We start from the raw sequence: 24,659 nt of genomic DNA, 5'->3' as shown, positions 1-24,659 counted from the left end.
GTGCGTTGCGGAAAGCGGCAAAAAGCAGAAAAACAAATGAAACATTGATTGAAATTGCTGTCAATCTGGACGATCCGGCGGAAGTTGAAGTGAGTACGGGCGTCGGATTTTTTGACCACATGCTCGAACTGTTTGCGCGGCACGGGCGCATCGGGCTTGTTGTAAAAGCGAGCGGCGATTTGTACATTGACAGCCACCACACCGTCGAAGACACCGGGATTGTGCTCGGCCAGCTGGTGCGTGAAGCGCTCGGCGATAAAAAAGGCATCACCCGTTACGGCTCCGCCTATGTCCCGATGGATGAAGCGCTCGGCTTTGTCGCCCTCGACATCAGCGGCCGCCCTTTCCTGCATTTTGAAGCGGAATTTGAAAACCCGAAGCTCGGCAATTTTGACACAGAGCTTGTGCGCGAATTTTTCCAGGCGTTTGCATTCCAGGCGGCGGTTACCCTCCATGCCAGGGTACTGTACGGCGCCAACACCCATCACAAAATCGAGTCGCTGTTTAAGGCGTTGGGGCGGGCGTTTCACCAGGCAGTGGAAGTTGACCCGGAAATCAAAGGCGTCAATTCGACAAAGGGGCTGATAGAATGATCGCAATTGTCGACTACGGCATGGGCAATATTGCAAGCGCCTCGAACGCTTTCCGCACGCTTGGGCTTAAGGTTGCCGTAACGGACGACCCGGAAAAACTCGGCGCCGCCACCCACATCATCCTGCCCGGCGTCGGCGCATTTAAAGCAGCAGTGGACGAGATTGAAAAGCGCGGGTTGCGGCCGGTTTTGACGGAGCTTGGGAAGAAAAAGCCGTTTCTCGGCATTTGTCTCGGGATGCAGCTGTTATTTGAAACGGGATTTGAAAATGGCGTTTCCGAAGGGCTCGGCTTGATCCCGGGGACGGTGGAACGGATTCCGGCAAATGAAATTTTACCGCATATCGGCTGGAATACGCTCGATGTGAAACCGGGTTTTCCGGCTTTTGCGCCGTTTCAGCATCAGTATGTGTATTTCGTCCACTCCTACCAGGCGAAAACAAAGGCGTCTTATATTGTGGCTTCAACCGATTACGGGGCGGAAATTCCGGCCATTGTCAAAAACGGGCATGTGTACGGAATGCAGTTTCATCCCGAAAAAAGCGGCAAAACCGGCATGGCACTGTTAAAAACATTTTTGCAGGAAAGCAGTTGGGAGGTACAGGCATGAGAATCATCCCGGCCATCGATTTAATTGGCGGAAAATGCGTAAGGCTTTACCAGGGGGATTTTAACCGAACGACAGAAGTGGCGAAAGACCCGGTGGCACAGCTGGAACGCTTTATTGAAATGGGGGCGGAAATGGTCCATATTGTCGATTTGGACGGCGCAAAGGCCGGCCGGCCCGCACAGTTTGAACTGATTGCCTCTTTGTGCAGGCATGCCGCCGTTCCGGTTGAAGTAGGCGGCGGCATCCGCAATTTGGACACCGTCCGCAAATATGCGGAAATGGGCGTTTCCCGGATTGTGATCGGGACGGCCGCCATCGAAGACCGGGATTTTTTTAAAGCGGCGGTCGCCGCATACCCGGAGAAAATCGTCGCCGGCATTGACGCAAGAAATGGGAAAGTCGCGGCCCACGGCTGGCTTGCAGTTACCGAAATGGATTACATCGGTTTTGCAAAAGAAATAGAAAGCTTGGGCGTGCGGCGCATCGTCTTTACCGATATATCGAGGGATGGCACCATGAAAGGCCCGAACCTTGATGCGTTAAAAATGCTCATTGAAGCGGTCAGCTGTGACATTATTGCTTCCGGCGGCATCACAAGCGAAGAAGACGTGAAAAACCTGGATGCAATCGGCATCAGGGAAGGGATTGTCGGCAAAGCGGTTTATGAAGGCAAAATCCGGCTCAAGGGGGCGGCAGGATGATCGCAAAACGGATTATTCCGTGCCTCGATGTGAAAGACGGGCAGGTCGTAAAAGGGACAAATTTTACCGGGCTCCGCAATGTCGGCGATCCCGTTGAGCTGGCAAAATTTTATTCGGAAAGCGGCGCTGATGAACTGGTTTTTCTTGACATTACCGCGACCCACGAACAGCGCGATACGGTCGTCAATATGGTTGAAAGGACAGCTGAAAATGTGTTTATCCCGTTTACGGTCGGCGGCGGCGTACGGACGATTTTTGACGTGACCCGCCTGTTAAAGGCCGGCGCCGATAAAGTGTCGGTGAACTCGGCTGCGTTCAAAAACCCGGAACTGGTCCGAAAGGCATCCGTCCGTTTCGGCGCGCAGTGCGTCGTTGTGGCGATTGATGCAAAAAAAGCCGCGGAAGGGAAATGGACTTGTGTCGTGAACGGCGGCCGCATCGATACCGGAATCGATGCGATTGAATGGGCGAAGGAAGCAGAACGGCTCGGCGCTGGGGAAATTTTATTGACGAGCGTTGATACCGACGGGGTAAAAGACGGCTTTGACCTGCCGCTGACAAAAGCGGTTGCCGGCGCCGTAAAAATTCCCGTGATCGCCTCGGGCGGCTGCGGCAAACCGGAGCATTTTGCCGAAGTGTTTAAAGAAACGGGGGCTTCTGCTGCCCTTGCCGCCTCCATTTTTCACGACGGCACGTTTACCATCCGGGAAGTAAAGGACATTTGCAGCAAAGAAGGGGTGAACATCCGTGAAGCTTGATTTTTCGAAAGGGCTGATTCCGGCAATTGTGGTCGATGATGCGACCGGGGATGTGCTCATGCTGGCTTATATGAATGAAGAAGCGTACGAAAAAACACTTGAAACGAAAGAAACCTGGTTTTATTCCCGGTCCCGCGGCAGCCTTTGGCATAAAGGCGAAACGAGCGGAAACACGCAAAAAGTAAAATCGCTCCAGGCGGATTGTGATGCCGACACGCTTTTAATCCGTGTTGATCCGGAGGGCCCTGCCTGCCACACGGGGGAAAGGACATGCTTTTATACAAGGCTCGATGAAAACGGGGAAGCGGCGGAATCGGAGATCCCCTCCAACCGGCGCATCTTTGACGTGCTGGAAGACGAGGTGGAGAGCCGGAAAATAAAGCCGGTTGAAAATTCCTATACCAATTATCTGTTTGAGAAGGGCATCGATAAAATCGCGAAAAAATTTATTGAAGAAGCGGGCGAGGTCGTCATCGCCGCCAAAAACAACAGCAAATCAGAACTCATTTACGAAACGGCAGATTTGTTGTTTCATACCTTTGTCCTGCTGTCCAACCAGAATGTAAAACTATCGGAAGTGGAAGCCGAACTGCGGGCCCGTTCCGCCAAAAAAGGCAACAGCAAAGGCGACCGAAAAAAAATCGAGAAATGGTAATGGAAAGGAGTTTTCTTTCTTGTTCCTCTGGAAAAAGTGACATTGACATGGGATCATTTGCAGTAGCGTAATGATTTGATTGCGCATAAAAAAATCGCCCTTTCTGTAGTGTTGGCTTGGCCACTTACATTTACTGGAAAGGGCAATTTTTTGTGGGAATCATGTAAAAAAGGGCATCCAAAAGGCCATAAAGAATGACTTTTTGGACAGCCCCTTTTCCATCATGTAAATGCCCGGCACAGCGGAATCATTTACAAACCCGGATGTAATAATACAGCGTCGTTCCGTCCTTCACTTTTGAGAGCACTTCATGCCCGTGCCGTTTGCACGACGCCGGCACGTTGATAAAAGATTGCGGGCAGTCGGCGATCACTTCCAATATTTCCCCGCCTTCTAATTTTTCGATTGCCTCAAGCGTGTAAAGCTCCGGATACGGGCATGATTCGCCGCGGACATCCAATGTTGCATCCACAGTAAAATTTTCCGCCATTATTTCCGCCTCCTGATTACGCAGACGTTTTCTTTTCGAATAACGTGCGTTTTGCATTTATTTTCTTCGTATACCAATTTTCCCGCCATACGATGAGAAGATAAAGGGCCAGCAGAAAAGCGCCCGTACCGAAGAGCGCACCGCCCCATCCGAATGACGTTACAAGATTGACTTCCGGCCATCCTTTGACAAAAACATTGAAAATGCCCCAATGATCCCATCCGTATGCCAGGAGGGTGGCCCCAACGATATTGCCGGCGCCGACTGCAAAAAATTGCACCTGGCCCTCCGTAATGCGGTACATCCACCCTGTTTCACAGCCCCCGGCAATGACAATGCCAATGCCAAACAGGACGCCGCCGAAAAGGGCACCCGGGCTTGCCCAGTGGATAACAGGGGCTTCGCCTTTAAAAATGAAAATGGCGGTGCCTGCCGTCTGGATCGCCATTCCGGCAATGATCGCTTTTCCGAGCGTGCCCCGCCCGGTCAGCCATAAATCCCTGAGCCCGGAAGTAAAGCAAATTTGGCCGCGCTGGATCAGTATCCCAAATGCCGCCCCGAACAGCGCGGCAAGCCCGAGCATCACTTTGCCGGATATGAGATACCAGGCGGCAATCAGCGCGATGAAAAGCAGAACCAAAACAGCAGCATAAAGCTGGTAGTTCCCGTGTTGCGGATCCGGCTGTGTGCTTTTGGCAGCATGCCGGCTGAACGAAATTTTTGGTTTTCCTTTAAAAATAGGCAATACGGCAAGTTTGACGCCAAAATAAGTGCCGATCGCGGTGCCGGCAATAAAGAGCCAGGCGTGGAGAGAAAATTGCGGCAGCCCCGTAAAAAAGGCAGCCAAATTGCAGCCCATCGCAAGGCGCGTTCCGAATCCGGCGATGATGCCGCCAAAGAACCCCCACACCCAGCGTCGTTTCAGGCGGGGAATCTTCCATTTGAAATTCTTGCTGGCAAGGGCACTGAACAAACTGCCAAGCAGCATACCGATGACCAGCCATCCGTCAGTCCGGTCCTGCGGCTCTCCGGTCAGTTTGATCGCTTTAAAATATGCCCAATCAGCTGTATCAACGCCGAACAGCTGCAGTAAATTCCCTCCCCAACGGGTAAATTCGCCTGTGACGGCCCAGAGCGTTCCGGTTAGCCCAAAATAAAAAGCAGCAAATACCCCTGCCAACAGTAAGACAATAAAAGGATTCCAAAACCCGCTGAACCACTTTTCATGGGCTTTTTCCAACCATATACGCATGCCTTCCCAGCCTCCTTCATGAAAAATCATACATTCCCTATTATAGCAGAGATTTCCGCCGGCACATTGATAAAAGCAAAGGCTGTGAGCGATTTGCTTTTTCAAATCTGAAAATAATGGTAAAATAATGAAATATATTATGCGAAAGGAGGGAGGCGGCCCGGGGGAAGGCGTAATACCCGGACAAGCGACGCAACAAATGGGAAACAATCAAAAAAGCGGAATGTTTTACGCGTTTTTTGCGTATTTTTTGTGGGGCCTTTTTCCAATCTACTGGAAAATGGTTGAACAGGTGCCTGCCCTTGAAATTCTGGCGCACCGCATATTCTGGTCTTTTATTTTTATGATCCTGCTTTTAGCCTTTTTAAGGAAAATGGGGGATTTAAAAACCAGCATAAAAGAAGGGGTCCACCACCCGCGCACGCCGCTTTTACTGCTTCTTGCATCCGTGCTTGTGAGCGGGAATTGGTTTATCTACATATGGGCGGTCAACAACGGGCATGTCATTGAAACAAGCATGGGCTATTACATTAACCCGCTTGTCAGCATCCTGCTCGGCATGATCTTTTTGAAGGAAAAACTGAACAGGTGGCAGCTGATTGCTTTCCTGCTTGCAGCATGCGGCGTCGCAATCCAGACGTTCAGCTTCGGGCATGTTCCCTGGATCGCCATCGGCCTTGCGCTCACATTCGGGTTTTACGGCCTTGTGAAAAAGAAAGTGGATATTGATGCTTTTATCGGCCTGACATTCGAAACCTTCTTTATGATGCCGGTTGCGTTTATCTATTTAACGATGATCCAGGTAAAAGGCACTGCATCGTTTGCAACAGTTTCACCGGCTGTTACTGTACTGCTGATCGGCACCGGCGTTGTGACAGCCATCCCGCTCATTTGCTTTGCGCAGGGAGCAAGGAGAATTTCCCTGACGATGATCGGCTTTTTCCAATACTTGACGCCGACAATGACGCTGATTATGGGCATTGCCTTTTTCAAGGAACCTTTTACACATGTGCAGCTGCTGTCCTTTGCTTTTATCTGGCTGGCGCTCGTTGTGTTTTCCGTGTCCGGCTTTTTGCCGAAGAAAAAATACCATGTGGAAGAAGTTGCCTGAATCAGCAGCCCATGCCGGAACAACGGCACAAAAAATGCGATGGAAGCGGCGGGAAACCAGGATTGTGCCCCGCCGCTTTTGTCTGCCGAAAATCCAAAAACAAAAGTAGGTCATGATTTTCAGGCTGGCTTTTTTCGAATAGAAAATTTCAGGTATAATAGGGATGATTGATGCATAAGGGAGATTGGTTTATGTCCAGGTTCCAGTTCCGCCCGGCAACGTTTAAAATGGTTTTCTTCATGTATTTGCTGGGCACGGTTATTTTTGCGATTTTGTATTTGCTGCCGGTTTCACACAAACAGCCGTTGCTGCCGTCAGATGCTTTTTTTCTATCCGCAAGCGCCATCAGTGCAACAGGGCTGTCCACTGTTACCGTTGCGCAGGCACTTACAACGGCCGGAAAAATCATCCTGCTCATCCAGATGGAAATCGGCGGGATCGGCGTCATGGCCTTGGTCGGCGCGCTTTTGATCGTATTGCGCACGAATGCGCCTGTTCCGTCACAAACATTGATGATTTTTGACCAGAACCAGAACAGCAGCCGTTCGATATCAAAACTGATGGCCTTTATTGTAACGTACACATTGATCGTCGAAGTGGCAGGCTTTCTGCTGATTCTGCCGGCTGCGCTGCATCACGGCAGCCATTCTTTTGCCGCTTTTTTTCTTTCAGTGTCGACATTTACAAACGCCGGCTTTGAAATTTCCGGAAACGGGCTTGATGACTTCAAAGGCGAACCGTTCGTGCTCGCCGTGTTAACCTGTATGATCATTCTGGGCGTCCTCGGGTTCGCCGTTGTAATGGAGTTTTTGCAGTCGCGCCGGAAAAAGAAAAGCCTTTATTTCAAAGTAAATGTTTTGATGCACGGCATTTTGCTTTTGGCCGGCTTTCTATTCTTCTTTTTTGTAGATTTTATACATATGCCGGGGCTTTCTTTTACAGATAAAATCATCCAGTCCCTTTTCTTCAGTGCGGCGCCAAGAAGCGGGGGTCTGGCATCGCTCGATTTGCACGTTTTTTCTTTCCCGTCTTTGCTGTTTATGATCGTGCTTATGTTTATCGGCGGGTCGCCAAGCAGCTGTGCCGGCGGGATCCGGACGACCACATTCGCCGTCATTCTTGCCAAATTGTGGTCTGTCATCCGCGGTTCAAATGAGACGCATATGTTCAGAAGGACGTTGTTTGCCGAAGACGTAAACAAAGCCTTTCTCGTCTTTTTCGCTTTTCTTTTTTTGTTCTTTTTCTCGTTTTTTGTATTGTCTTTTACGGAAAAAGCAGCGCCGTTTCCGCTTGCATTTGAAATTATGTCGGCGCTGTCGACATGCGGCTTTTCCCTCGAGATCACGGCCGGGCTGACGGTGTTCGGCAAAATCTGGCTGGCTTTCCTCATGCTAATTGGCCGTCTCGGGGTGATTATTTTGATCTATACCTTTATGAATCAAAAAAAATCCACAATCAAATATGCAAAAGAATCCATTTTAATCGGTTAGGGGTGGGATTGTGAAACATTTAAAAGAAAGTTTTCTTGTGCTCGGGCTCGGCCGTTTCGGGTCGAGTGTGCTGAAAGAACTGGCGAGGCTCGGATATGATGTTGTCGGCGCCGATAAAAATGAAAAGGTGCTTCAGGATGAGGAACTGCAAGACGCCGCTTCGTATCTTGCGGAAGGCGATGTGACCAGCACCGCTTTTTTGGAAGAATTGAATGTGGACAATTTCGATGCGGTGGTCGTCAGCATAGGAGACGATTTTGAATCTGCCATTTTAACGGTGCTTGCTTTAAAAGATCTTGGCTGTGAAACGGTTTATGCGAAGGCGAATGATCAAAAGCGGGGGAGGGGCTTGAAAGGGGCAGGTGCGACCGACGTGTTTTTCCCTGAAGAAGAAACGGGGCGCCGGGTTGCCTACCATATTGCAAACCCGGGCATTTTGCAGTATATCCGCCTGTCGCCGTATTGCTCCGGCCTTGAGATGACAGTGCCGGATGATTTTATCGGAAAGTCTCTGGCAGAACTCGATTTCCGCAACAGGTACAAAGCCCTTGTTGTAATGGTCACTTCCCAGTCTGAAGAAACGCCGGTTGTCTCCCCGGCACCGGATTATATCTTTCAGCCGGGGGATACCATTTTCACAGTCGGTGCGGAAAAAGATTTGGAGAGGCTGCGCCGGAAATATTACTAGCGGGGTGAGGCGTTTTCCGGCTGCGTTAAAGTTGAAATGGGGGGCTGCCGCTGTTCCGGGGCGGTGCTTCCCATTCGGGGCGTGCGGCGCGGGAGCCGGAAAAACACTTACCTGCCGGGAGATAAGTCTCCTGCCCCCTACATATTTTGCAAAAAAATCGTTGCGGTTAAATACCGCCTTGCGAGCATTTGAAAATATGCCGTAAAAACGGAAAGCGTCGCGATGACAATGGTGTTGCGGATGGCTTCTTTTTTCGGGTCATCCGGCGATATGTATTTTGATATCATCTCTTCTGCTTTTTCGGTAATCATACCCTCCATTGCCGAAATCATATGTTCATGTTTTCCGGCCGGGAACCGCCCGACTTCCCGCATGGAATTGAGTTCCTCAAAAAGCTGGGAATAAGTGACATACAGCTGTACCGGATTAATCAAATCATCATGCTCGTCTTCGGGGTCATTGACGATCAATTGCAACAGCTTGCGGATGGAATCGAAATCAAGCGCCGTTTTTAAGTCTTCCACCAGAAACAGCAGCGCCATCTGGTCAATCGAATATTTTTTCCCTTTTTCCGGCGCCACGATCATTTCTTTAATATCGCGCTTTACCCAGTTTTGAATCGCGGTCAGTGTAAAATTTGTATTTTCAATCTGGCTTCCGAGCGCCACGATTTCATTTAACGAAAAACCGAAGTCATCCGTGTTCTTCTTCAGTATTTTTGTGAAAATGGGGGGCATTACAGCAGCTGCAAAGGGACGGTGCGGGTCTTTTCCGCCATTTTTCTTTGCCCATAATGCCTGTAAAAACGCTGCAGGCGTCATCGGGCCTGATCCCTTCAGCGCAAGCAGCAGATCTGCCATTTCCCTGCGTGTCATTTGAAATAGTTCCATTAACAGCACCTCCCAAACATTGGCATGCTACTTTTTATCGTAAGATTGATGGATGGAAAAGTCAATGATCATTGGGTGTCGAGTTTTCCCCGCTGTGCCGGACTGCGGGGGATGCCTTATTTTTCAGGCGAAACTTTCCATGCTTCCGGGAAGAAGACTTGCCCCTGTCCCGGTTTTGAAAAAAGTTTAAAGACGGCTTTTAAGGGGAAATAGAAACCGGGAATCACATTCTTTTGTGAAAAAGACTTGCATTTTAATTGATAAGTTCATATAATAGGTTCATAGGAACTTAGTATAAAAATAGAAAAGGGGAAATAAAGTTGAAGAAATTTTTTGCGTTGCTCCTGGCATTTACGTTTGCCTTTTCAGTGGTCGGGATTCACTTTTCAAACCCGGTTGACGCAAGAGGATACCGTTCCGTTAAACGGTCTTACCAGTCGGTGCCAAAGACGACAACACCGTCGTCAAAACAACAGTCCCATTACCAGTCAAAAACGAACCAAAATACAAATCCGATTTCCGGCAATAAAGCCAATTCGGCGTCGTCTTCATCGAGAGGCAGCTTTGTCAAGGGGATGCTGCTCGGCGGACTTGGCGGCATGCTGTTCGGCTCAATGTTCAGCCATCTGGGCGGTTTGGGGACGGCTTTGACGGCAATGGTCAATATTTTAATCTTTATTGCGCTGATTCTCATTGTCATCAAATTGTTCCAATCCATATTTGGCAACAGGAAAAAAGATCGCGAGGCCTATGACAGATGGAAACATTAAAACTGTCGGAGCAGGATTTGATTAACGCGGTCTGCATGTATGTGGCAGACCAGCATTATGCTTATCCGGAAAATGTGATGGCGGTGCTCACATACGATGATGATACCGGCTACGGCGCAGATGTCGAACTGAACGGCAGAGATCTCGATCCGCTGACTGAGCCGAAACTGATTCAAGCCATCCGCAAATATTTAGAAGAAGCATATAGCATTGACCCGTTTGCCGTCAGCATCCGCCTGGAAATTGAGGATCAAGATGGCATGGTGGCATACGTGGATTAAGAAACAGCCTGGTATTTTGCCGGGCTGTTTTACTCTATCTTGATACATATTTGTTCCGCCCTGCGCCGGTTCCTGCGGCAAGCATGAGGATGCCGCAGATCATCATGATGACGACCGGCATATGCCAATTGTGCGCACGGTCGTACAGCCAGCCGATCAAAAACGGGCCGGCCGCCGCCACAAGGTAACCGGCTGACTGGCTCATGCCGGAAAGATTGGCGGCTTCAGTGGCCGTTTTCGAACGGAGGCCGATAAACGCAAGCGCGAGGCTGATGCTGGCGCCCTGGGCGATGCCGATCAAAATGATGCAAATCCACATCCAAAACATATGCCCGCCGTACAGAAGGCCTGTAAGCCCGCACAAATAAAAAATCGTGATTCCGAAAACAAGGGGAATCTGGTTTTTCATCCGCTCCGCCCAAATCGGCGTCATAAAGGTAGCGGGCAGGCTGACGAACTGCATGATTGACACCATCCAACCGGCCGCTACGAGGCTTGCCCCATGGCTGACCATAATTTCCGCAAGCCAGGCGATGGTGCTGTAAAACAGAAATGACTGCAGGCCGAGAAAAAGCGTCACCTGCCAGGCGAGCGGGGACAGCCAGACGGATCTTCCGGGCGTTTCCTGATGGGCAGAAAACTTTACCCTCGCGTGCCTGCGCAATTGCGGAATCCATACCAAAGCAGCCAGTACAGAGAGGATGCCCCAGACGAGCAACCCCCATTTCCACCCGAGCCCCAACCCGTCCACAATCGGGACGCTGACGCCGGAAGCGAGCGCAGCAAATCCGCCCATAACGGTTGTATAAATACTCGTCATCAGCCCGAGTTTTTCAGGCACCCGGTGTTTAATGAGGCTGGGCAGCAGCACATTCCCGATTGCAATGCCTGTCCCGACAAAAGCTGTGCCGATATAAAGCATGGCGGCATTCCCGGCCGTGCGGGCCAAAATGCCGATAAATAAAATGACAATCCCAAGAAGCAATGTCAACTCCTGGCCAATCTGGCTTGCCAGTTTGGGCGCAAGCGGTGAAATCAGTGCGAAGGCAAGAAGCGGGAGCGTCGTAATAAATCCCGCTTGTGCATTTGACATATGAAGGCTGTGGCGGATCGTGCCGATAACCGGCCCGACGGAAGTGATTGCCGGCCTGAGGTTGGCTGCAATACATATAACGCCTGCCACAAGCAGCCCGGATAATACTTTTTCTTTCTGATCACCCATCTTTTTCTAAACTCCTTTAAAACTTTCCTGATTTAAAAATGGACAACAGCAGCCATAAAAGCATCAATGTCGCAACACCGAATCCGATCTCAATGATCGGGTTTTTCCAGATCACTGTCGACTGGCCGCTGATGGACGTTCCGATCATCAGCCCGACCATCAGGATACTAAAGGCGAGCAGGACGATCGCAAAGGAAAGCCGGTTGCTGATCCTGTCAAGTTTTTCCAAAAATAAATGCAAATCTGGTATCACGACCTCCATCCTGAACTTGCCTTTTCGCATCGTTTTGGAAATATCGCGCAAATTTTTCGGAAGCTCAAGCAAAATTTCCGCCTGGTCCAAAAACGTTTTCCATCCTTTCCGCGCGACCCTGCCCGGCCGCAACCGATCCCGCAGCAGCCTTTCCCCGAACGGGCGCGCAGCTGCGATCAGGCTGAATTCCGGGTCAAGCGATTCCACGACGCCCTCCACCGTAATCAGCGATTTGCCGAGTATCGTCAGATCGGCAGGGAAGCGGATATGGTATTTAAACGCGAGATGGTACAAATCATTGATCGCTTCCCGCAAGCTTAACTGGCTGAGCGGCAGATCATAATATTTTTCGCGGAGAACTTCGACATCTTCCTTCAGCAGATGAAGATCGGTTTCTTCCGGAATTTCCGCAAGCGCATCAACCGACTTCATAATGGCATTCGTATCCGCCCGCATCAGCGCAATGACGAGCGAGGCGCAATGGTACTTGGTTTCTTCCGTAAGCCGGCCGACCATGCCGAAATCCATATAGCAAATCACATCGCCGGGCAAAACGACAATGTTTCCCGGATGCGGGTCGCCGTGGAAAAATCCTTCCACAAAAATCTGCTGGAGCATCGAATGGATCAGCCGTTCAGAAATGACTTTTTTTCGGTACCCGGGGACGGTTTCACTGAAAAACCCGCTGATTTTCCTGCCCTTTATGTACTCCATTGTCAGGACTCTTTTTGTGGAAAAGTCCCAGTAAATTTTCGGAATCCGGATGTTTTCATCGCCTTCAAATTGTTTGGCGATCCGTTCCGCATTCCGGCCTTCATGGTAATAATCAAGCTCGGACAACAGCGCCTGGGAAAATTCTTCGACAATGTCCCGCAATTGGTAAGCCCTTGCCCATTCAAAACGGGACTCAAGGGAGAGGGAAAGGCTTTCCAATATTTCCAGATCGGTTTCAATGACCGGGCGGATATTCGGGCGCTGGATTTTGATCGCAACCGGCTCTTCCGTATGTAATTTGGCTTTATGCACCTGCCCGATCGATGCAGTTGCGAGCGGTTCCGGATCAAATTCAGCAAACAGCTCCTCAACGCCCGCCCCGAGTTCGTCCCTGATAATCTTTTTTACGTCTTCATACGGAAACGGCGTGGCATTATCCTGCAATTTTTCCAGGTCAGCAATCATCGATTCCGGCAAAATGTCGCGGCGGGAGCTGGCCAGCTGCCCGAGTTTAATGAATGTCGGGCCCAATTCCTCCAAAAACAGCCGGATCCTTTCCCCGGTGCTGCGATGGGGGATGCGGGGAGCCGCTTTTTTCGAGGGAAAAGGAAAGAAATCCGAAAGGCCCCAATCGTTGATCAAATAACCGAGGCCGTTTTTAATTAGAGCGCCGGCAATTTCCTGGTATCTTTTTCCGTGCTTCATCTTTCTGGAAAGCAAGCAACCACCCCCGGTTTTGTTTTATGCAAAAAAACAGCCGGCCCCAGGCAAAAGGGCCAACCGATTTACGGGTTCAACCGTTCTTCAAGCTGCTGGATGCGAAGTTCCAGCGCCTTGATTTCATCTTTTGTCGCAACATTCATTTCAGAAAGGATCTCGTTGACCCGGTCTTTCAAGGCCTGATTCAGTTCTTGTTTGGATTGTTCCCCTTTTTCCAGCAGTTCATCAATCAATTGTGTGGATTCTGCTTTTGTCAGGTTCCCTTTTTCCACGAGGCGGTTGACTGCCTTTTCTACTTGTTCTTTGCTGAGCACCGCCATGCCGAGGCCGAGTGATAACAATTGGTTCACTTTATCGCGCATTTCCAATTCCTTCCTTTCTCCTCTATCTTAATGTAATCATAGCCCAATCCGGCCGGAATCACAAACGGAAAGGTGTGTAAAAACGGCTAATTAACGGGCTATTTTCCCCAATGAGAGGCAATAAACGTATCGCGGCCTGACTTCGCCCGGTCTTCGTGATAGGCATTCGGGTTTTTCTTATAAAAATCCTGGTGGTAGTCTTCGGCAGGATAAAAGGGCTTCGCCGGCAAAATTTCAGTTACAATCGGCTTTTTGAATTTGCCGCTTTCTGCAAGCTGCTGTTTTGTAGCTTCCGCCAGCCGCTTTTGTTCTTCATTATGGTAAAAAATGGCCGCCCGGTAGTTAGAACCGCGGTCTTGGAACTGGCCGCCGGCATCGGTCGGATCGATTTGCTGCCAAAAGATTTCGAGCAGTTTTTCGTACGGAAAAACTTTGGGATCATATGTAATTTGGACGGCTTCGTAATGGCCAGTTGTTCCGGTCTTTACCTGTTCATACGAAGGATTTTCGACCGTTCCCCCCGTGTACCCGGAAACGACTTTTTCGATGCCGTCCCACTGGTCGAAAGGTTTGACCATGCACCAAAAACAGCCGCCGGCAAAAGTTGCTTTCTGAAATTGTTCCGCCATTTCTTCTCCTCCAAGGTGGTTCTTTTTCTAAATCGTAACATTTCTTGCGCACCACGACAAGAAAGAATGCCCGGCCTGCTGCGGAAAAATCAAAAAATTCCGGTTGCATCTGCCCAGTTTTGGGTTTTAGAACATATCTTTTTTGTATTGTCCACTAAAATGCAATTTTTTTAAAAAATGCGTTTAAAATTTGAACATTTTGTGAACATGAAGTAATATAATATACAAAAGGGAGGGTTGTGAAATGAAGGAATTTAAGGGGTACTATCTGCTTGCAACCGCTGAGCTGGTGATGAGTGTGGTTTTTCTTGCCATTCACTTTATTGTAAGCGCTAACACAACGGACTGGTCTTTGATTTTGTTTTGGGGTTTTCTGCTAGGGGGAATGATTACCTACGGGCTCGGAATGGCGTACTTGCTGATGCTTTGCGCGTCAGGGAAAGAATTGCCGAATGAATATCCGGAAAGCGATCCGTCATATAGAAAAGCGGGATAATCGTTCGCACAGCATGAACCCTGTAGACACGGGGTTTCTTTTTTTTGGGGGGGGAAAGCGGGCGCCGAACAATCCGGATTGATCAAGGCTTGACATTTAAAAGCGGAGGGAAAGGAGTCCTTTTTTATGCAAAAAAACGATGCCGCAAAGGGCACCGTTAGTCTTCTTTTTGAACATTTGCCGCCTGCGGGCCGCGTGATCCTTCTTCCACATCAAATGATACTTTCTGGCCTTCTTCAAGCGTTTTATAGCCTTCACCCTGGATGGCCGAGAAATGGACAAACACGTCGTCTCCGCCTTCCCGTTCAATAAAACCGTAGCCTTTTTCACTGTTAAACCATTTTACTGTACCATGTTCCACGTTGAATGCCTCCTAATTTTTAACCTTTCTTGCTTTTAATATATCCAGAATCCCAGGTTTTAAACGCCTTTTTCACTTGCAGGCAAAAATTTGCGGCTTTTTTTGGGTCCATCTGTCCTGAAAATATGCGCCGGCCGGTTTTCATCCCCGTTGTTGCCGCATCCATCCCAGGCATAAGCGTCCATTTGGAAAAAGCTTGGTACACTTTGCGGCATCAACATTTGATATAATCGGGCAGCCGTTGTAAACTTTTAAATAGCCGGATAGTGAAAACTTCATTACAAAAGGAGCTGTACCCATTCATGATTGTTTCCGGACAAAAGAAACATCAACTAATAGAAGAAACTTTTAAAGATCAAATAGATCATCCTGCTGTGATCAGCAAAAAACTCGAGCAGTCAGGCCAATTTATGGAAGCCGTCCGCAGCCTGATTGATTTATGCGGCGATGATCCGGACCGCGACGGATTGCAAGAAACACCTTACCGGGTGCTGAAGGCCTTTTTGGAATATACAGAGGGGTACCGGGAAGACCCGAAATTGCATTTGGCAAAAACATTTGACGTCGACCACGACCATAAGGAGCTCGTACTCGTAAAAGATATCGAATTTTATTCCATATGCGAGCACCACTTCGCGCCATTTTTCGGCGTCGCGCATGTCGCCTATTTGCCAAACGAAAAAATCACCGGCCTGTCGAAAATTGCGCGCATGGTCGACGGCTACGCCAGGCGTTTTCAGGTCCAGGAACGGCTGACAAAACAAATTGCGGATGCGGTGGAAGAGGTGCTTGAACCGCAGGGCACGATGGTGGTTTTAGAGGCCAAGCATATGTGCATGTGCGGGCGGGGCGTGAAAAAGGCGGATGCGTCCACGACAACGATGTCCTACCGCGGCATTTTTGAAGGGCGGGCGGATTTGCGCGCCGAATTTTTATCCTTGCTCAAATAGAAAAAGAAGGATGGTGTTTATGCTGGATGTGGACATATTGATCATCGGGGGCGGCCCTGCCGGCATTTCAGCAGCGATCTGGTGCAGCCGGCTTGGCATGGACCATCTGCTCATTGAGGAAAAAGAAATGCTTGGCGGGCAGCTCAGGCTGATCCATAATCGCATTATTGATTATCCCGGCCTGCAAGCGGAAAACGGGGAGGAAATGCGCAACCTTTTTGTCCGGCATGCCGAGTCGTTGCAGTGCCGGTACCGGGTGAATACGCGCGCCGTAAAAATAGATGGCGCCGGAAAAGTTGCGGTGGCGGAAACAGGCGGGCTTAAGACCAGGATCGGTTTTCGCTACCTGATTTACGCTGCCGGTGCCGTACGGAGAAAACTTGGCGTGCCGGGGGAAAAAGAGATGTTCGCCCGCGGGGAAATGTATTCAGCTACGAAGGACAGCCATTTGTTTAAAGGGAAATCTGTTGCAGTTGTCGGCGGCGGCGACCGTGCTTTTGAGGGCGCTTGTTTGCTTGCAGAAGCAGGGGCGCACGTCTACCTCATTCACCGCTCGGAACGTTTCAGGGCCAGGCAGGCTTATCTCAGCCGGGCCCAATCTTATCAGAACATCCGGATTTTGCCGAATAGGCGTGTGAAAGCCATTATCGGGGAAGACCAAACCGAAGCTGTGGAACTGGTCCGTTTAAGCGGAGAATCTTGTTTTTTGCCGGTATCCGCGGTCTTCGTCCGGATCGGGATGGAACCGAACAGCGGCCTCGTTCAGCATGTTGCCGGGACGGATGCAGACGGGTACATCGTATCGGACGGTTACGGGAAAACCAGGTGCGAATGGCTGTATGCAATCGGGGACAACTGCCTCGGCCCGCTTTATTCCAGTATTGCAGGGGCGGCCGGGCAGGGGGCTGCTGCAGCAAAGCATATTGCCTCCCGTTTGGCGGGGGAACGTGCCCGGACGGTAAAATAAACGATCTGCCGCGGCTTTACGGCCCCGCGCACGCCGGCTTAAGGCCGGGCAGCCGTGCGTTCCGGAGCAGGAAGGTGGGGCAAGCAAATGCCGGCTTTACGAATTGTTCAGTGGCGATGGCCTCAAAACACTTTGCCCTGCCCCTTTCTGTTTTTTAATCCCGGCCGCCAGGTTGTGGGGCATCTTCCCCGCCCAGCACCCGGCTGAAAGCGGCAGAAACTTTTTCGTATTCTTCGTCTGAATGGAGGGCGTCCAGGTCGCCTTCTTCGTCTGTTTTCAAGAAAAACACATCCAGGTCCCGGCCTGTCTGTTCCTCTAAATCTTCAACAAATGAAACGGCGGCATATTCGGTTCCTTCCAGCGACAATACACCGATGATTTCCACTTCCTGCTCACGCCCGTTTTCCGTAATTGTAAACACTTCACCCTGTTCAATATTTGCCAACGGGTCTCCTCCTTCATTTCCGTCTGTTGCGTATTGTATACAAAAACCGAAAAAACACGCCAAAAGAAAGAAAAGTGCGCTATCATGATAGCAGCCGGATCTCGGAAAGGGGTGTATATATGGATAAAAAAGACATGGAAGAAAAAATCATACAACAATACAAAATGGATGAGAAAATGATGGCGCTCATTTTTGCCCAATGGTGCGTGAATAATGGGCTAGATCCGGAAGAACTATACAGCAGGGCGTACCCGCAACAGGCAAAAAACGTCTTGCTGGAAGAAGCGCTTGCCCTGACGGTGCCGAAAGAAGAAGCAGAAGAAATCAGCAGCGGGACCGTGTTGAATGTATTATCCTTATTCGGCAATGACGATTTGGCTTTTGTGGTGTCGGAAGAAATTACCAAGTTAAAACGATGAATCCGGAAACAAATGAGATGCCGCCCGCACGGAGACGGCCCATCATGATCTTGTCTTTTTCCAATCCCGGAAATGGAAAAATCACCCCTTGGATACCCAAGGGGTGATCATTATAAGGAATTGCGTATTGCCTTTTTAAATCCTTCCACAGAAAGCAGGGCAAATACCGAATAAAGCAATGTATATAGAACCATCACGATCAGCATCGGCGTCCACAGCGAGGATCCGAAAAAGAACCAACCGGATTTTACCGCAAAGTAGCTGTGCGAAAGGCCGAGCAAAAGCGGAATGCCGAAATTGTAAAGCTGCTTGATCCGGATGCCCTTTGTCAAATCCTGCGTTGTAAAGCCAAGCTTGCGCAAAATGGTGTAGGACGGCTTTTCTTCCTCGCTTTCTTCCATCTGCTTGAAATACAAAATGCAGCCGGACGTGACCAGAAATGTAAGCCCGAGAAATCCGACAATAAACATCGCAACGCCCATGTTTTCTTTTTGTGCTTTGAAGATTTCAGGGCTGGAATAGGCAAAGGAATCTGAAGGGAAGTGCAGACTTTGGAACAGTCGGTCTGCTTTGCCAAGATCTTCCTCCTTCTTCAGATTGATGCCGGTAAAGCGCTTTGAATCCAATTGAATTTTCGGGTCCGTATCCTTTTTTAAATCTTGGAAGAACGCATCATCCGTCACTAGAACGGGCATGCTGCCAGAGAAATAATTGGAAAGAATCTGGTCTTTGCGAAGCGCAACGATGCGGAGTCTGGCTGTTTTCCGCTTGCCTGTTAAGTCAATCATCCCTTCCGATTTCATCGGCATAAATTTTGCCAGGGCATCGGGATAGCCGGAAAAGACCGCCTGCCCGGGTTTTACATCAAATCTTTTCACTGCCGCATCGCTGACAACTGCGATCGGCACGGCGCCGGTATCAAACTTCAGATCTTTTGTTTTTTTATCGAACAGGCTGCTTAAATCAGCTGTAACCCGTACGACTGCAATTTCTTCTTTTTCATAGGCGATGCGGTTTTCATTTAAACGTTTTGTAAATTGTTTCGCCTCATTCGTTTTGATAAAAGAAAAGTCCGCAGCTGCTACATTATGGGCTGTATCTTCGGCAGAGTAAAAGGTAATGTAGCTTAATGATAATAAGCCGATCGCAAGTGCCGACACGGTTGTGATGATGGTCAGCAGCACTGCGTTCGAACGGATCCGAAACATGATGGCGGACAGGGACATGACATCCCGGATATTCAGATACCCGCCTTTCTTTTTCCGGATAAGGTAAAAGACAAAGCGGACAGAAGTCTTAAAAAATAGGTAGGTCCCGAGAATGACAAGGGCTAAAATGGTTCCCATTGCGGTAAACAAGGCACGCGCCGTCCGAAAGTCCCCATTGAATAATTTTGATGAAATATAGTATCCTGCCCCGATGCAGACAAATCCGGTTATCCCGAGCACCATCCCCGCTTTTGACATCCGTGCGGCCCGGTCTTCCGTGGATGAAACGGTGCGGAAGAGGGAAAGGATTGTTTGCCGTTTGATAAAGATGCTGTTGATGAGCAGGATCAGGACGAAAATGATGGAAAAAACAAGGATCGTCTGCTCGAAAGCCTGGATCGAAAAATAAAGAGAGACCTTTGTTTTAACCTGAATAATCCGAAGCAGCAGCATCATCAGCAGCCTGGATGCCGCAAACCCGAAAAAGATGCCGGCAAAGAGTGAGCCGTAGTAGAGCAAAAAATTCTCCGTGCCCAAAATCCGGAATACTTCTTTTTTCGTCATGCCGACGAGCTGGAAAAGCCCGATTTCCTTGCTCCGCCTTTTGATAAACAAATGGTTGGCATAAAAGAGAAAAACGGCCACAATGACGATCAGCAAAACCGACGCCACCTTCAGCGCGGCCAGCCCTTTTACGGAAGATTTTACTTCGTCGAGAGAAGGGGTGTATTGCAGTGTCACAAACGCAAAGTATAATGCAGCACTGAAGGCGAGCGCGAAAATATACAGTGCATAATGCGGAAGGTTCTTTTTAAAATTGCGGTAAATCAAACCGTTAATCGTCATGCTGCACACCTCCTAGCACAGCCTGTGTTTTCAGGATGGCCTGATAGAAATCCTGCCTTGATTCGGTGCCTTTATGCAGTTGGGAATAAATCTGCCCGTCTTTGATGAAAATGACCCTGCCCGAATAGCTGGCTGCGGCCGCATCATGGGTGACCATTAAGATGGTTGCTTTTCTTTTTTCGTTCAGGCGGCTTAATTTATTCAAAAGGTCGGATGCCGATTTTGAATCGAGCGCGCCTGTTGGTTCGTCGGCAAAAATAAGGCTCGGTTCATGGACAAACGCCCGCGCTGCTGATGTCCGCTGCTTCTGCCCGCCGGATATTTCATTCGGATACTTGTCCTGGATATCGGCGATCCCGAGTTCTTCCGCAACCGCAAGGAATTTTTCGTCCGCCTCCCGTTTTGAAACTTTTTTCACAGACAGCGGCAGCAATATATTTTCCTTCACCGTTAACGTATCGAGCAAATGGTATTCCTGGAAAATAAAGCCCAAATGCCTTTTCCGGAACTCCGCCAGCTGCTTGTCTTTCATTTTCGTCAACGCTTTGCCTTCGATTTCAATGGAACCGCGGCTGGGCCGGTCAATCGAGGAAAGGACATTTAACAATGTCGTTTTCCCTGATCCGGACGGGCCCATAATGCTCGTGAATTCTCCTTTTTCAACATTTAAATCAATCCCTTTTAAAACTTCTTGTTTGTTCCACTTGTTGCCGTACGTTTTATAAACATTTTTTGCTTCAAGGATCATGATTGGTTCCCCCTTTCTGATATGATTTCATTATAGAAAAGCCGGCATGCTTCTTCCTTCGTTTCGGCTAACAATACAGAAAAGCATATGACAGTTTTGTCACATGCCTGTAATTTGCTGCAAGCCATTTCTTTCCGGGAAGATGAGTGTAAAGGTGGAACCGGCGCCGGGAACTGACTGGACAGCAAGCACAATATTTAATTTTTCCGCCGCCCTTTTGGCAAGGTACAGGCCGAGGCCGGTTGCCCCCCTGTTTTGGCTGCGGTCAGAAGACGTAAAGCCCTTTTCAAAAATGCGCGGCAAATCTTTCGGGTCAATGCCGCATCCCCTGTCTGCCACCGATAAATGGAAGCGGCCGTCTGCCATTTTTCCGGAAATGGAGATGTCTGTCCCGCAACTATACTGGACTGCATTCACCAGCAGTTGCCGGAGGATAAACGACAGCCATTTTGCATCTGTCACAATTGCCGGAACCCCGGGCGAAATGTCAAAACCGATGCCTTTTTGGATGCACCATGGCTGAATCGCTTTGATTTCCTGGTAGATCAGGCGTTTAAGGTCAACATTTTCCATATAAACGTCATTTTCCATATTGCCGATCCGTTTTTCATGAAGCTGTTTGTCAAGCAGGTGGTGGATGCGCAGCCATTCATAATTGAGCGACACTTTTGCTTCTTCGTCTTGAAGCCGGTCAATGATAAGCTGCATGGCAGTCATCGGCGTTTTGACCTCATGTACCCATGCTGTTAATTCATCCTGTTCTTCCTGCACCGTGGACGCGTTCCGGTCGGTTTCTGCCCGCAAATGTTCCGCCTGCGCTTGTACGGCCTGATGCACGATCTGTTCAAAAGGGGTTCCGGGGCGGGCGATGTCGCGCGTATCAAGATCCCCGCCCCATTCTAAAAGGCTCTGATAAAATTTTGCTTCTTTCCGGGCGCGAAAGAAAAGAAAAAGAAGAAAAGCAATCGTTTCTAAAAAAACAATATAAAGAACAGATGAAAGCGCGATTTGCGGATCAAGCCATGCAATGAAAAGCAGCAACAGCTGGCAGGCGGCAAAAAAAATCACCCAGCTTTTACGTTCGGCAAGAAACATCCGGATCATAGGCCGGCATCCTTTTCAAGGGCCATATAGCCCTGGCCCACTTTTGTTTCAATGCAGTCGCCGAGCCCGATCGCGGAAAGCTTTTTCCGCAGGCGGTTGACGTTCACGGTCAATGTATTGTCGCTCACAAACCTTTCATCGTCCCATAAACATTCGATCAGATGCGTGCGGCTGACAATCCGGTTTTTCATGTCCACCAAAATTTTCAAAATAAACATTTCGTTTTTTGACAGTTCAATGCATCCATGTTCGTTTTCGACCGTGTTTTTCTGCAAATCGATTGTGGCCCCGCACCATGTTTTTAAAACTGCCTGCTCGCTTGTGTAGGCATATACCCGCCGCAAAATGGCCTGGATTTTGGCGATTAATACGTCGATATGAAAAGGCTTTTGCACATAATCGTCCGCACCGAGCTGCATCGCCATCACCATATCAGTCGGATGGTCGCGGGAAGAAAGGAAAAGGATCGGGACATGGGAGTGCGCGCGAATCTGCCGGCACCAGTGGAACCCGTCAAATTTCGGAAGCTGGATGTCAATGACCACCAGATCAGGCCGGAATTCCGCAAATTCCTCCATCACATGCCCGAAATCGCGGATCCCCGCAACTTCAAATGACCACTGCGAAAGCCTTTCTTTCACCTCACGAAACAGCGTCACATCGTCTTCAATGATTAGAATTTTTATCAACCGGACCACTCTTTCTATTTTTGCTACCATCCATTTTACAAGAAAAGGTGAAAGCAGGCTACATTAACCATCAACCAGAAAGCGCGGCATACTTCCTTTTGCTGCGCTTTTTCCTTATCACTTCTTTTGGAAAGCAAACCAATGCTCATTCAAATCACAGAAAAAGGAACGCAATGCCCGAAAGCGCTAAAATATATGAATGATAAGCCCAGATGCGTGCAATCAGAATGCTTATCGAGAACCCGAAAAGAATAAATTGGTACCTGTAGGAAGGACGTTTTTCGTTGGAGAAACGCGGGAGATGCGTCAATTGGCTGATGGACGCTATGCAGTACAGCTGTTAAAATCAAATCAAATGAAATTTTGAGGATTTACAAATATAAAAATTTTGGTTTATTTTCCAAGGAAGATGGGTAGATAATATTGCTTTTTAATAGGATGAAAGCAGAAGCAGGTAATATTTTTTCGCGGATTTATGTACTGTTTGCAGCGGGCTAAATGCCGGTATTGTTGAGGGGAGAACATGAAGTTTAAAAGAAGTGTAATCGAATGATGATGTAAGAGAAAAAAATAACCGGTAGCCAGACCGGATGCACGGTTTGAATTGGCGGAAAAAGACTGCTCCTCTTCATCAGGGGCGGTCTTTTTCTCAAACAAGAAAAAAGGAATATTTAAATTATTCTATTATAATAAAATATTTGTTCCTTGTATATAAACAATTGTATTTTAGGTAAAAACATATTACAATTAAAAAGTAATTTGTGACAATGCTATTTTTCTATTTTTTAAGCATGTTTGAAAAAAACAGCGGGAGTGAATGGCGTGGAAGGAAGAGAGTTAAACAGAGGGTTGCATGCGCGGCATATTCAAATGATCGCGATTGGCGGCACAATCGGTGTCGGGTTGTTTATGGGGTCTGCCAGAACCATTAAATGGACAGGTCCGTCCGTGTTGCTCGCGTATGCGATTGCCGGTATTTTTATCTTTTTTATTATGCGTGCAATGGGGGAAATGCTCTACGTTGAGCCAAGCACGGGTTCCTTTGCCACATTCGGCCATCAATACATCCATCCGCTCGCAGGTTTTCTCACAGCCTGGAGCAACTGGTTCCAGTGGGTGATTGTCGGCATGTCGGAAATCATTGCGGTTGGATCTTACATGCAATTTTGGTTTCCGCACCTGCCGGCATGGATTCCGGGGTTTGTAGCCATGGTGATACTCGGAACGGCTAACCTCATATCTGTAAAATCATTTGGGGAGTTTGAGTTCTGGTTTGCAATGATTAAAGTGGTGACGATTATTTTTATGATTATCGCCGGGCTTGCCATCATTTTATTCGGGATCGGCAACGGGGGGCATGCCGTCGGGTTTTCCAATCTGTGGGAGCATGGCGGTTTCTTTACCGGCGGGCTGAAAGGTTTCTTCTTTGCCTTATCTTTGGTAGTGGCAGCCTACCAGGGCGTTGAGCTGATCGGGATTACGGCGGGCGAAGCAAAAGACCCCCGCCATACATTGAAAAATGCGATCCAAAATATCATTTGGCGCATATTGATCTTCTATATTGGCGCCATTTTCGTCATTGTTACGCTTTATCCGTGGAATGAACTGGATTCCATCGGCAGCCCGTTTGTGGCGACTTTTGCAAAAATCGGCATTACGGCCGCAGCCGGCATCATCAATTTTGTTGTCGTCACCGCCGCCTTATCCGGCTGCAACAGCGGCATCTACAGCGCCGGCCGGATGCTGTATACACTCGGCGTAAACGGCCAGGCGCCGAAAATTTTCACGAAAGTGTCGGGCAACGGCGTCCCGCTTTTAGGTACAATCGGTGTGCTTGCCGGCCTCGTGATTGGTGTGGTGCTAAGCTATATCGCACCGAAAAATCTGTTCGTCTATGTATACAGCGCAAGCGTCCTGCCGGGGATGGTGCCGTGGTTTGTCATTTTAATCAGCCAGATCCAGTTCAGAAAGATGAAAAAGGCTGAAATGAAAAACCATCCGTTTAAAATGCCGTTTGCACCTGTTTCCAACTATGTAACCATTGCATTTTTAATCGCTGTCCTGATCGGCATGTGGTTTAATGATGAAACGAGGATGTCACTTGTTGCGGGTATTGTCTTTCTTGGTCTTGTTACGGTTTGCTATTTTGTTTTCGGCATTGGCCGTTCGGCGGAGCCTGCAGCATCCAAAGGGAAAAAGATACTGGATCACCCCCAATAATGGGCAAAAAAAATAGCGT

At 48.8% G+C, this 24,659-nt stretch carries 28 protein-coding genes; 15 read left to right on the top strand and 13 right to left on the bottom strand.

From position 1 onward, the window contains the following. The first annotated feature begins 5 nt into the window (after nt 1-5). Genes hisB through hisIE form a run of 5 tightly spaced genes read left to right on the top strand, consistent with a single transcriptional unit; the run spans nt 6 to nt 3,315 of the window. Nucleotides 6-593, top strand: coding sequence for an imidazoleglycerol-phosphate dehydratase HisB (hisB, locus tag IC21_RS11295; RefSeq protein ID WP_026104772.1), 588 nt, complete (start codon nt 6-8; stop codon nt 591-593). Further along, nucleotides 590-1,201, top strand: a complete 612-nt coding sequence (hisH, locus tag IC21_RS11290) for an imidazole glycerol phosphate synthase subunit HisH (RefSeq protein WP_029141625.1) — start codon at nt 590-592, stop codon at nt 1,199-1,201. The genes hisB and hisH overlap by 4 nt, the downstream gene beginning before the upstream one ends. Further along, nucleotides 1,198-1,902, top strand: a complete 705-nt coding sequence (gene hisA, locus IC21_RS11285; protein ID WP_029141624.1) for a 1-(5-phosphoribosyl)-5-[(5-phosphoribosylamino)methylideneamino]imidazole-4-carboxamide isomerase — start codon at nt 1,198-1,200, stop codon at nt 1,900-1,902. The genes hisH and hisA overlap by 4 nt, the downstream gene beginning before the upstream one ends. Continuing rightward, on the top strand, nt 1,899-2,660 hold the full coding sequence (gene hisF / locus IC21_RS11280) for an imidazole glycerol phosphate synthase subunit HisF (protein ID WP_017553235.1): 762 nt from the start codon (nt 1,899-1,901) through the stop codon (nt 2,658-2,660). The genes hisA and hisF overlap by 4 nt, the downstream gene beginning before the upstream one ends. Beyond that, nucleotides 2,650-3,315 carry a bifunctional phosphoribosyl-AMP cyclohydrolase/phosphoribosyl-ATP diphosphatase HisIE gene (hisIE, locus tag IC21_RS11275; protein ID WP_017553234.1) on the top strand — a complete coding sequence of 222 codons (666 nt, stop codon included), beginning with the start codon at nt 2,650-2,652 and terminating at the stop codon, nt 3,313-3,315. Before hisF ends, hisIE begins: the two co-directional genes overlap by 11 nt. A 247-nt stretch (nt 3,316-3,562) precedes the next feature. Here hisIE and yedF read toward each other — a convergent pair whose 3' ends face one another. Together yedF and yedE are read right to left on the bottom strand one after the other, a co-directional pair. Beyond that, nucleotides 3,563-3,805: a sulfurtransferase-like selenium metabolism protein YedF gene (gene yedF / locus IC21_RS11270; RefSeq protein WP_017553233.1), complete on the bottom strand. Its 243-nt coding sequence runs from the start codon at nt 3,803-3,805 to the stop codon at nt 3,563-3,565. A gap of 16 nt (nt 3,806-3,821) precedes the next feature. Then, nucleotides 3,822-5,057, bottom strand: a complete 1,236-nt coding sequence (yedE, locus tag IC21_RS11265; RefSeq protein WP_017553232.1) for a selenium metabolism membrane protein YedE/FdhT — start codon at nt 5,055-5,057, stop codon at nt 3,822-3,824. 199 nt (nt 5,058-5,256) lie between these two features. Between yedE and rarD the strand changes: the two genes are divergently transcribed. The 3 genes from rarD to IC21_RS11250 all read left to right on the top strand — a co-directional run bounded on the left by rarD (nt 5,257) and on the right by IC21_RS11250 (nt 8,346). Beyond that, nucleotides 5,257-6,168, top strand: coding sequence for an EamA family transporter RarD (gene rarD / locus IC21_RS11260; RefSeq protein ID WP_029141622.1), 912 nt, complete (start codon nt 5,257-5,259; stop codon nt 6,166-6,168). Between the two features lie 191 nt (nt 6,169-6,359). Then, nucleotides 6,360-7,658 carry a TrkH family potassium uptake protein gene (locus IC21_RS11255; protein WP_029141621.1) on the top strand — a complete coding sequence of 433 codons (1,299 nt, stop codon included), beginning with the start codon at nt 6,360-6,362 and terminating at the stop codon, nt 7,656-7,658. A gap of 10 nt (nt 7,659-7,668) precedes the next feature. Beyond that, nucleotides 7,669-8,346: a potassium channel family protein gene (locus IC21_RS11250; protein WP_029141620.1), complete on the top strand. Its 678-nt coding sequence runs from the start codon at nt 7,669-7,671 to the stop codon at nt 8,344-8,346. 137 nt (nt 8,347-8,483) lie between these two features. Here the strand turns inward: IC21_RS11250 and IC21_RS11245 are convergent, their stop codons facing one another. Beyond that, nucleotides 8,484-9,236: a DUF1836 domain-containing protein gene (locus tag IC21_RS11245; protein ID WP_029141619.1), complete on the bottom strand. Its 753-nt coding sequence runs from the start codon at nt 9,234-9,236 to the stop codon at nt 8,484-8,486. Between the two features lie 320 nt (nt 9,237-9,556). On the opposite strand from IC21_RS11245, the gene IC21_RS11240 reads away from it, so the two are divergent. Both IC21_RS11240 and IC21_RS11235 read left to right on the top strand, forming a co-directional pair. Then, on the top strand, nt 9,557-10,006 hold the full coding sequence (locus IC21_RS11240; RefSeq protein ID WP_013859264.1) for a hypothetical protein: 450 nt from the start codon (nt 9,557-9,559) through the stop codon (nt 10,004-10,006). Continuing rightward, entirely contained in the window at nt 9,994-10,287 is a 294-nt protein-coding gene (locus IC21_RS11235) for a YxcD family protein (protein WP_029141618.1), read from the top strand. Before IC21_RS11240 ends, IC21_RS11235 begins: the two co-directional genes overlap by 13 nt. 34 nt (nt 10,288-10,321) lie before the next feature. On the opposite strand, the gene IC21_RS11230 is transcribed toward IC21_RS11235, so the two are convergent. From IC21_RS11230 to msrA, 4 genes are all read right to left on the bottom strand, one after another. After that, complete coding sequence (locus IC21_RS11230; RefSeq protein WP_029141617.1) at nt 10,322-11,509, bottom strand: CynX/NimT family MFS transporter; 1,188 nt, start codon at nt 11,507-11,509, stop codon at nt 10,322-10,324. A gap of 16 nt (nt 11,510-11,525) precedes the next feature. Further along, nucleotides 11,526-13,196 (bottom strand): ABC1 kinase family protein, encoded by a 1,671-nt coding sequence (locus tag IC21_RS11225; RefSeq protein ID WP_029141616.1) that lies wholly within the window; start codon nt 13,194-13,196, stop codon nt 11,526-11,528. A gap of 65 nt (nt 13,197-13,261) precedes the next feature. Beyond that, on the bottom strand, nt 13,262-13,558 hold the full coding sequence (locus IC21_RS11220; RefSeq protein WP_014098395.1) for a phasin family protein: 297 nt from the start codon (nt 13,556-13,558) through the stop codon (nt 13,262-13,264). A 98-nt stretch (nt 13,559-13,656) separates the two neighbouring features. Further along, entirely contained in the window at nt 13,657-14,187 is a 531-nt protein-coding gene (gene msrA, locus IC21_RS11215; RefSeq protein ID WP_013859269.1) for a peptide-methionine (S)-S-oxide reductase MsrA, read from the bottom strand. Between the two features lie 244 nt (nt 14,188-14,431). Here msrA and IC21_RS11210 point away from each other — a divergent pair, with 244 nt between their 5' ends. Continuing rightward, nucleotides 14,432-14,683, top strand: coding sequence for a hypothetical protein (locus tag IC21_RS11210; protein WP_029141615.1), 252 nt, complete (start codon nt 14,432-14,434; stop codon nt 14,681-14,683). Nucleotides 14,684-14,840: 157 nt separating this feature from the next. On the opposite strand, the gene IC21_RS11205 is transcribed toward IC21_RS11210, so the two are convergent. Continuing rightward, entirely contained in the window at nt 14,841-15,044 is a 204-nt protein-coding gene (locus IC21_RS11205) for a cold-shock protein (protein WP_013859272.1), read from the bottom strand. A gap of 302 nt (nt 15,045-15,346) precedes the next feature. Between IC21_RS11205 and folE the strand changes: the two genes are divergently transcribed. Beyond that, the gene (folE, locus tag IC21_RS11195) at nt 15,347-15,994 is read left to right on the top strand and encodes a GTP cyclohydrolase I FolE (RefSeq protein ID WP_029141614.1); all 648 of its coding nucleotides are present in this window, start codon (nt 15,347-15,349) and stop codon (nt 15,992-15,994) included. Between the two features lie 19 nt (nt 15,995-16,013). Continuing rightward, nucleotides 16,014-16,961, top strand: a complete 948-nt coding sequence (locus IC21_RS11190) for an NAD(P)/FAD-dependent oxidoreductase (protein WP_029141613.1) — start codon at nt 16,014-16,016, stop codon at nt 16,959-16,961. Between the two features lie 154 nt (nt 16,962-17,115). Here IC21_RS11190 and IC21_RS11185 read toward each other — a convergent pair whose 3' ends face one another. Continuing rightward, nucleotides 17,116-17,406, bottom strand: a complete 291-nt coding sequence (locus IC21_RS11185; protein WP_013859276.1) for a DUF1292 domain-containing protein — start codon at nt 17,404-17,406, stop codon at nt 17,116-17,118. Between the two features lie 119 nt (nt 17,407-17,525). On the opposite strand from IC21_RS11185, the gene yxiS reads away from it, so the two are divergent. After that, nucleotides 17,526-17,825 carry a protein YxiS gene (gene yxiS, locus IC21_RS11180; RefSeq protein WP_013859277.1) on the top strand — a complete coding sequence of 100 codons (300 nt, stop codon included), beginning with the start codon at nt 17,526-17,528 and terminating at the stop codon, nt 17,823-17,825. Nucleotides 17,826-17,935: 110 nt separating this feature from the next. On the opposite strand, the gene IC21_RS11175 is transcribed toward yxiS, so the two are convergent. The 4 genes from IC21_RS11175 to IC21_RS11160 form a co-directional block, all read right to left on the bottom strand. After that, nucleotides 17,936-19,879, bottom strand: a complete 1,944-nt coding sequence (locus IC21_RS11175; RefSeq protein ID WP_029141612.1) for an ABC transporter permease — start codon at nt 19,877-19,879, stop codon at nt 17,936-17,938. Further along, entirely contained in the window at nt 19,869-20,630 is a 762-nt protein-coding gene (locus tag IC21_RS11170; RefSeq protein WP_026104738.1) for an ABC transporter ATP-binding protein, read from the bottom strand. Before IC21_RS11170 ends, IC21_RS11175 begins: the two co-directional genes overlap by 11 nt. Nucleotides 20,631-20,726: 96 nt before the next feature. Continuing rightward, entirely contained in the window at nt 20,727-21,731 is a 1,005-nt protein-coding gene (locus tag IC21_RS11165) for a sensor histidine kinase (protein ID WP_029141611.1), read from the bottom strand. Next, the gene (locus IC21_RS11160) at nt 21,728-22,420 is read right to left on the bottom strand and encodes a response regulator transcription factor (RefSeq protein WP_029141610.1); all 693 of its coding nucleotides are present in this window, start codon (nt 22,418-22,420) and stop codon (nt 21,728-21,730) included. The genes IC21_RS11165 and IC21_RS11160 overlap by 4 nt, the downstream gene beginning before the upstream one ends. Before the next feature lie 822 nt (nt 22,421-23,242). Between IC21_RS11160 and IC21_RS11155 the strand changes: the two genes are divergently transcribed. Further along, nucleotides 23,243-24,640 carry an amino acid permease gene (locus IC21_RS11155; RefSeq protein WP_029141609.1) on the top strand — a complete coding sequence of 466 codons (1,398 nt, stop codon included), beginning with the start codon at nt 23,243-23,245 and terminating at the stop codon, nt 24,638-24,640. The last annotated feature ends 19 nt before the right edge of the window (nt 24,641-24,659 follow it).

The sequence above is a fragment of the Heyndrickxia coagulans DSM 1 = ATCC 7050 genome (genome assembly GCF_000290615.1).
Classification (GTDB): Bacteria; Bacillota; Bacilli; order Bacillales; family Bacillaceae_C; genus Weizmannia; species Weizmannia coagulans.
This window is presented reverse-complemented; position numbering and strand designations above follow the sequence as displayed.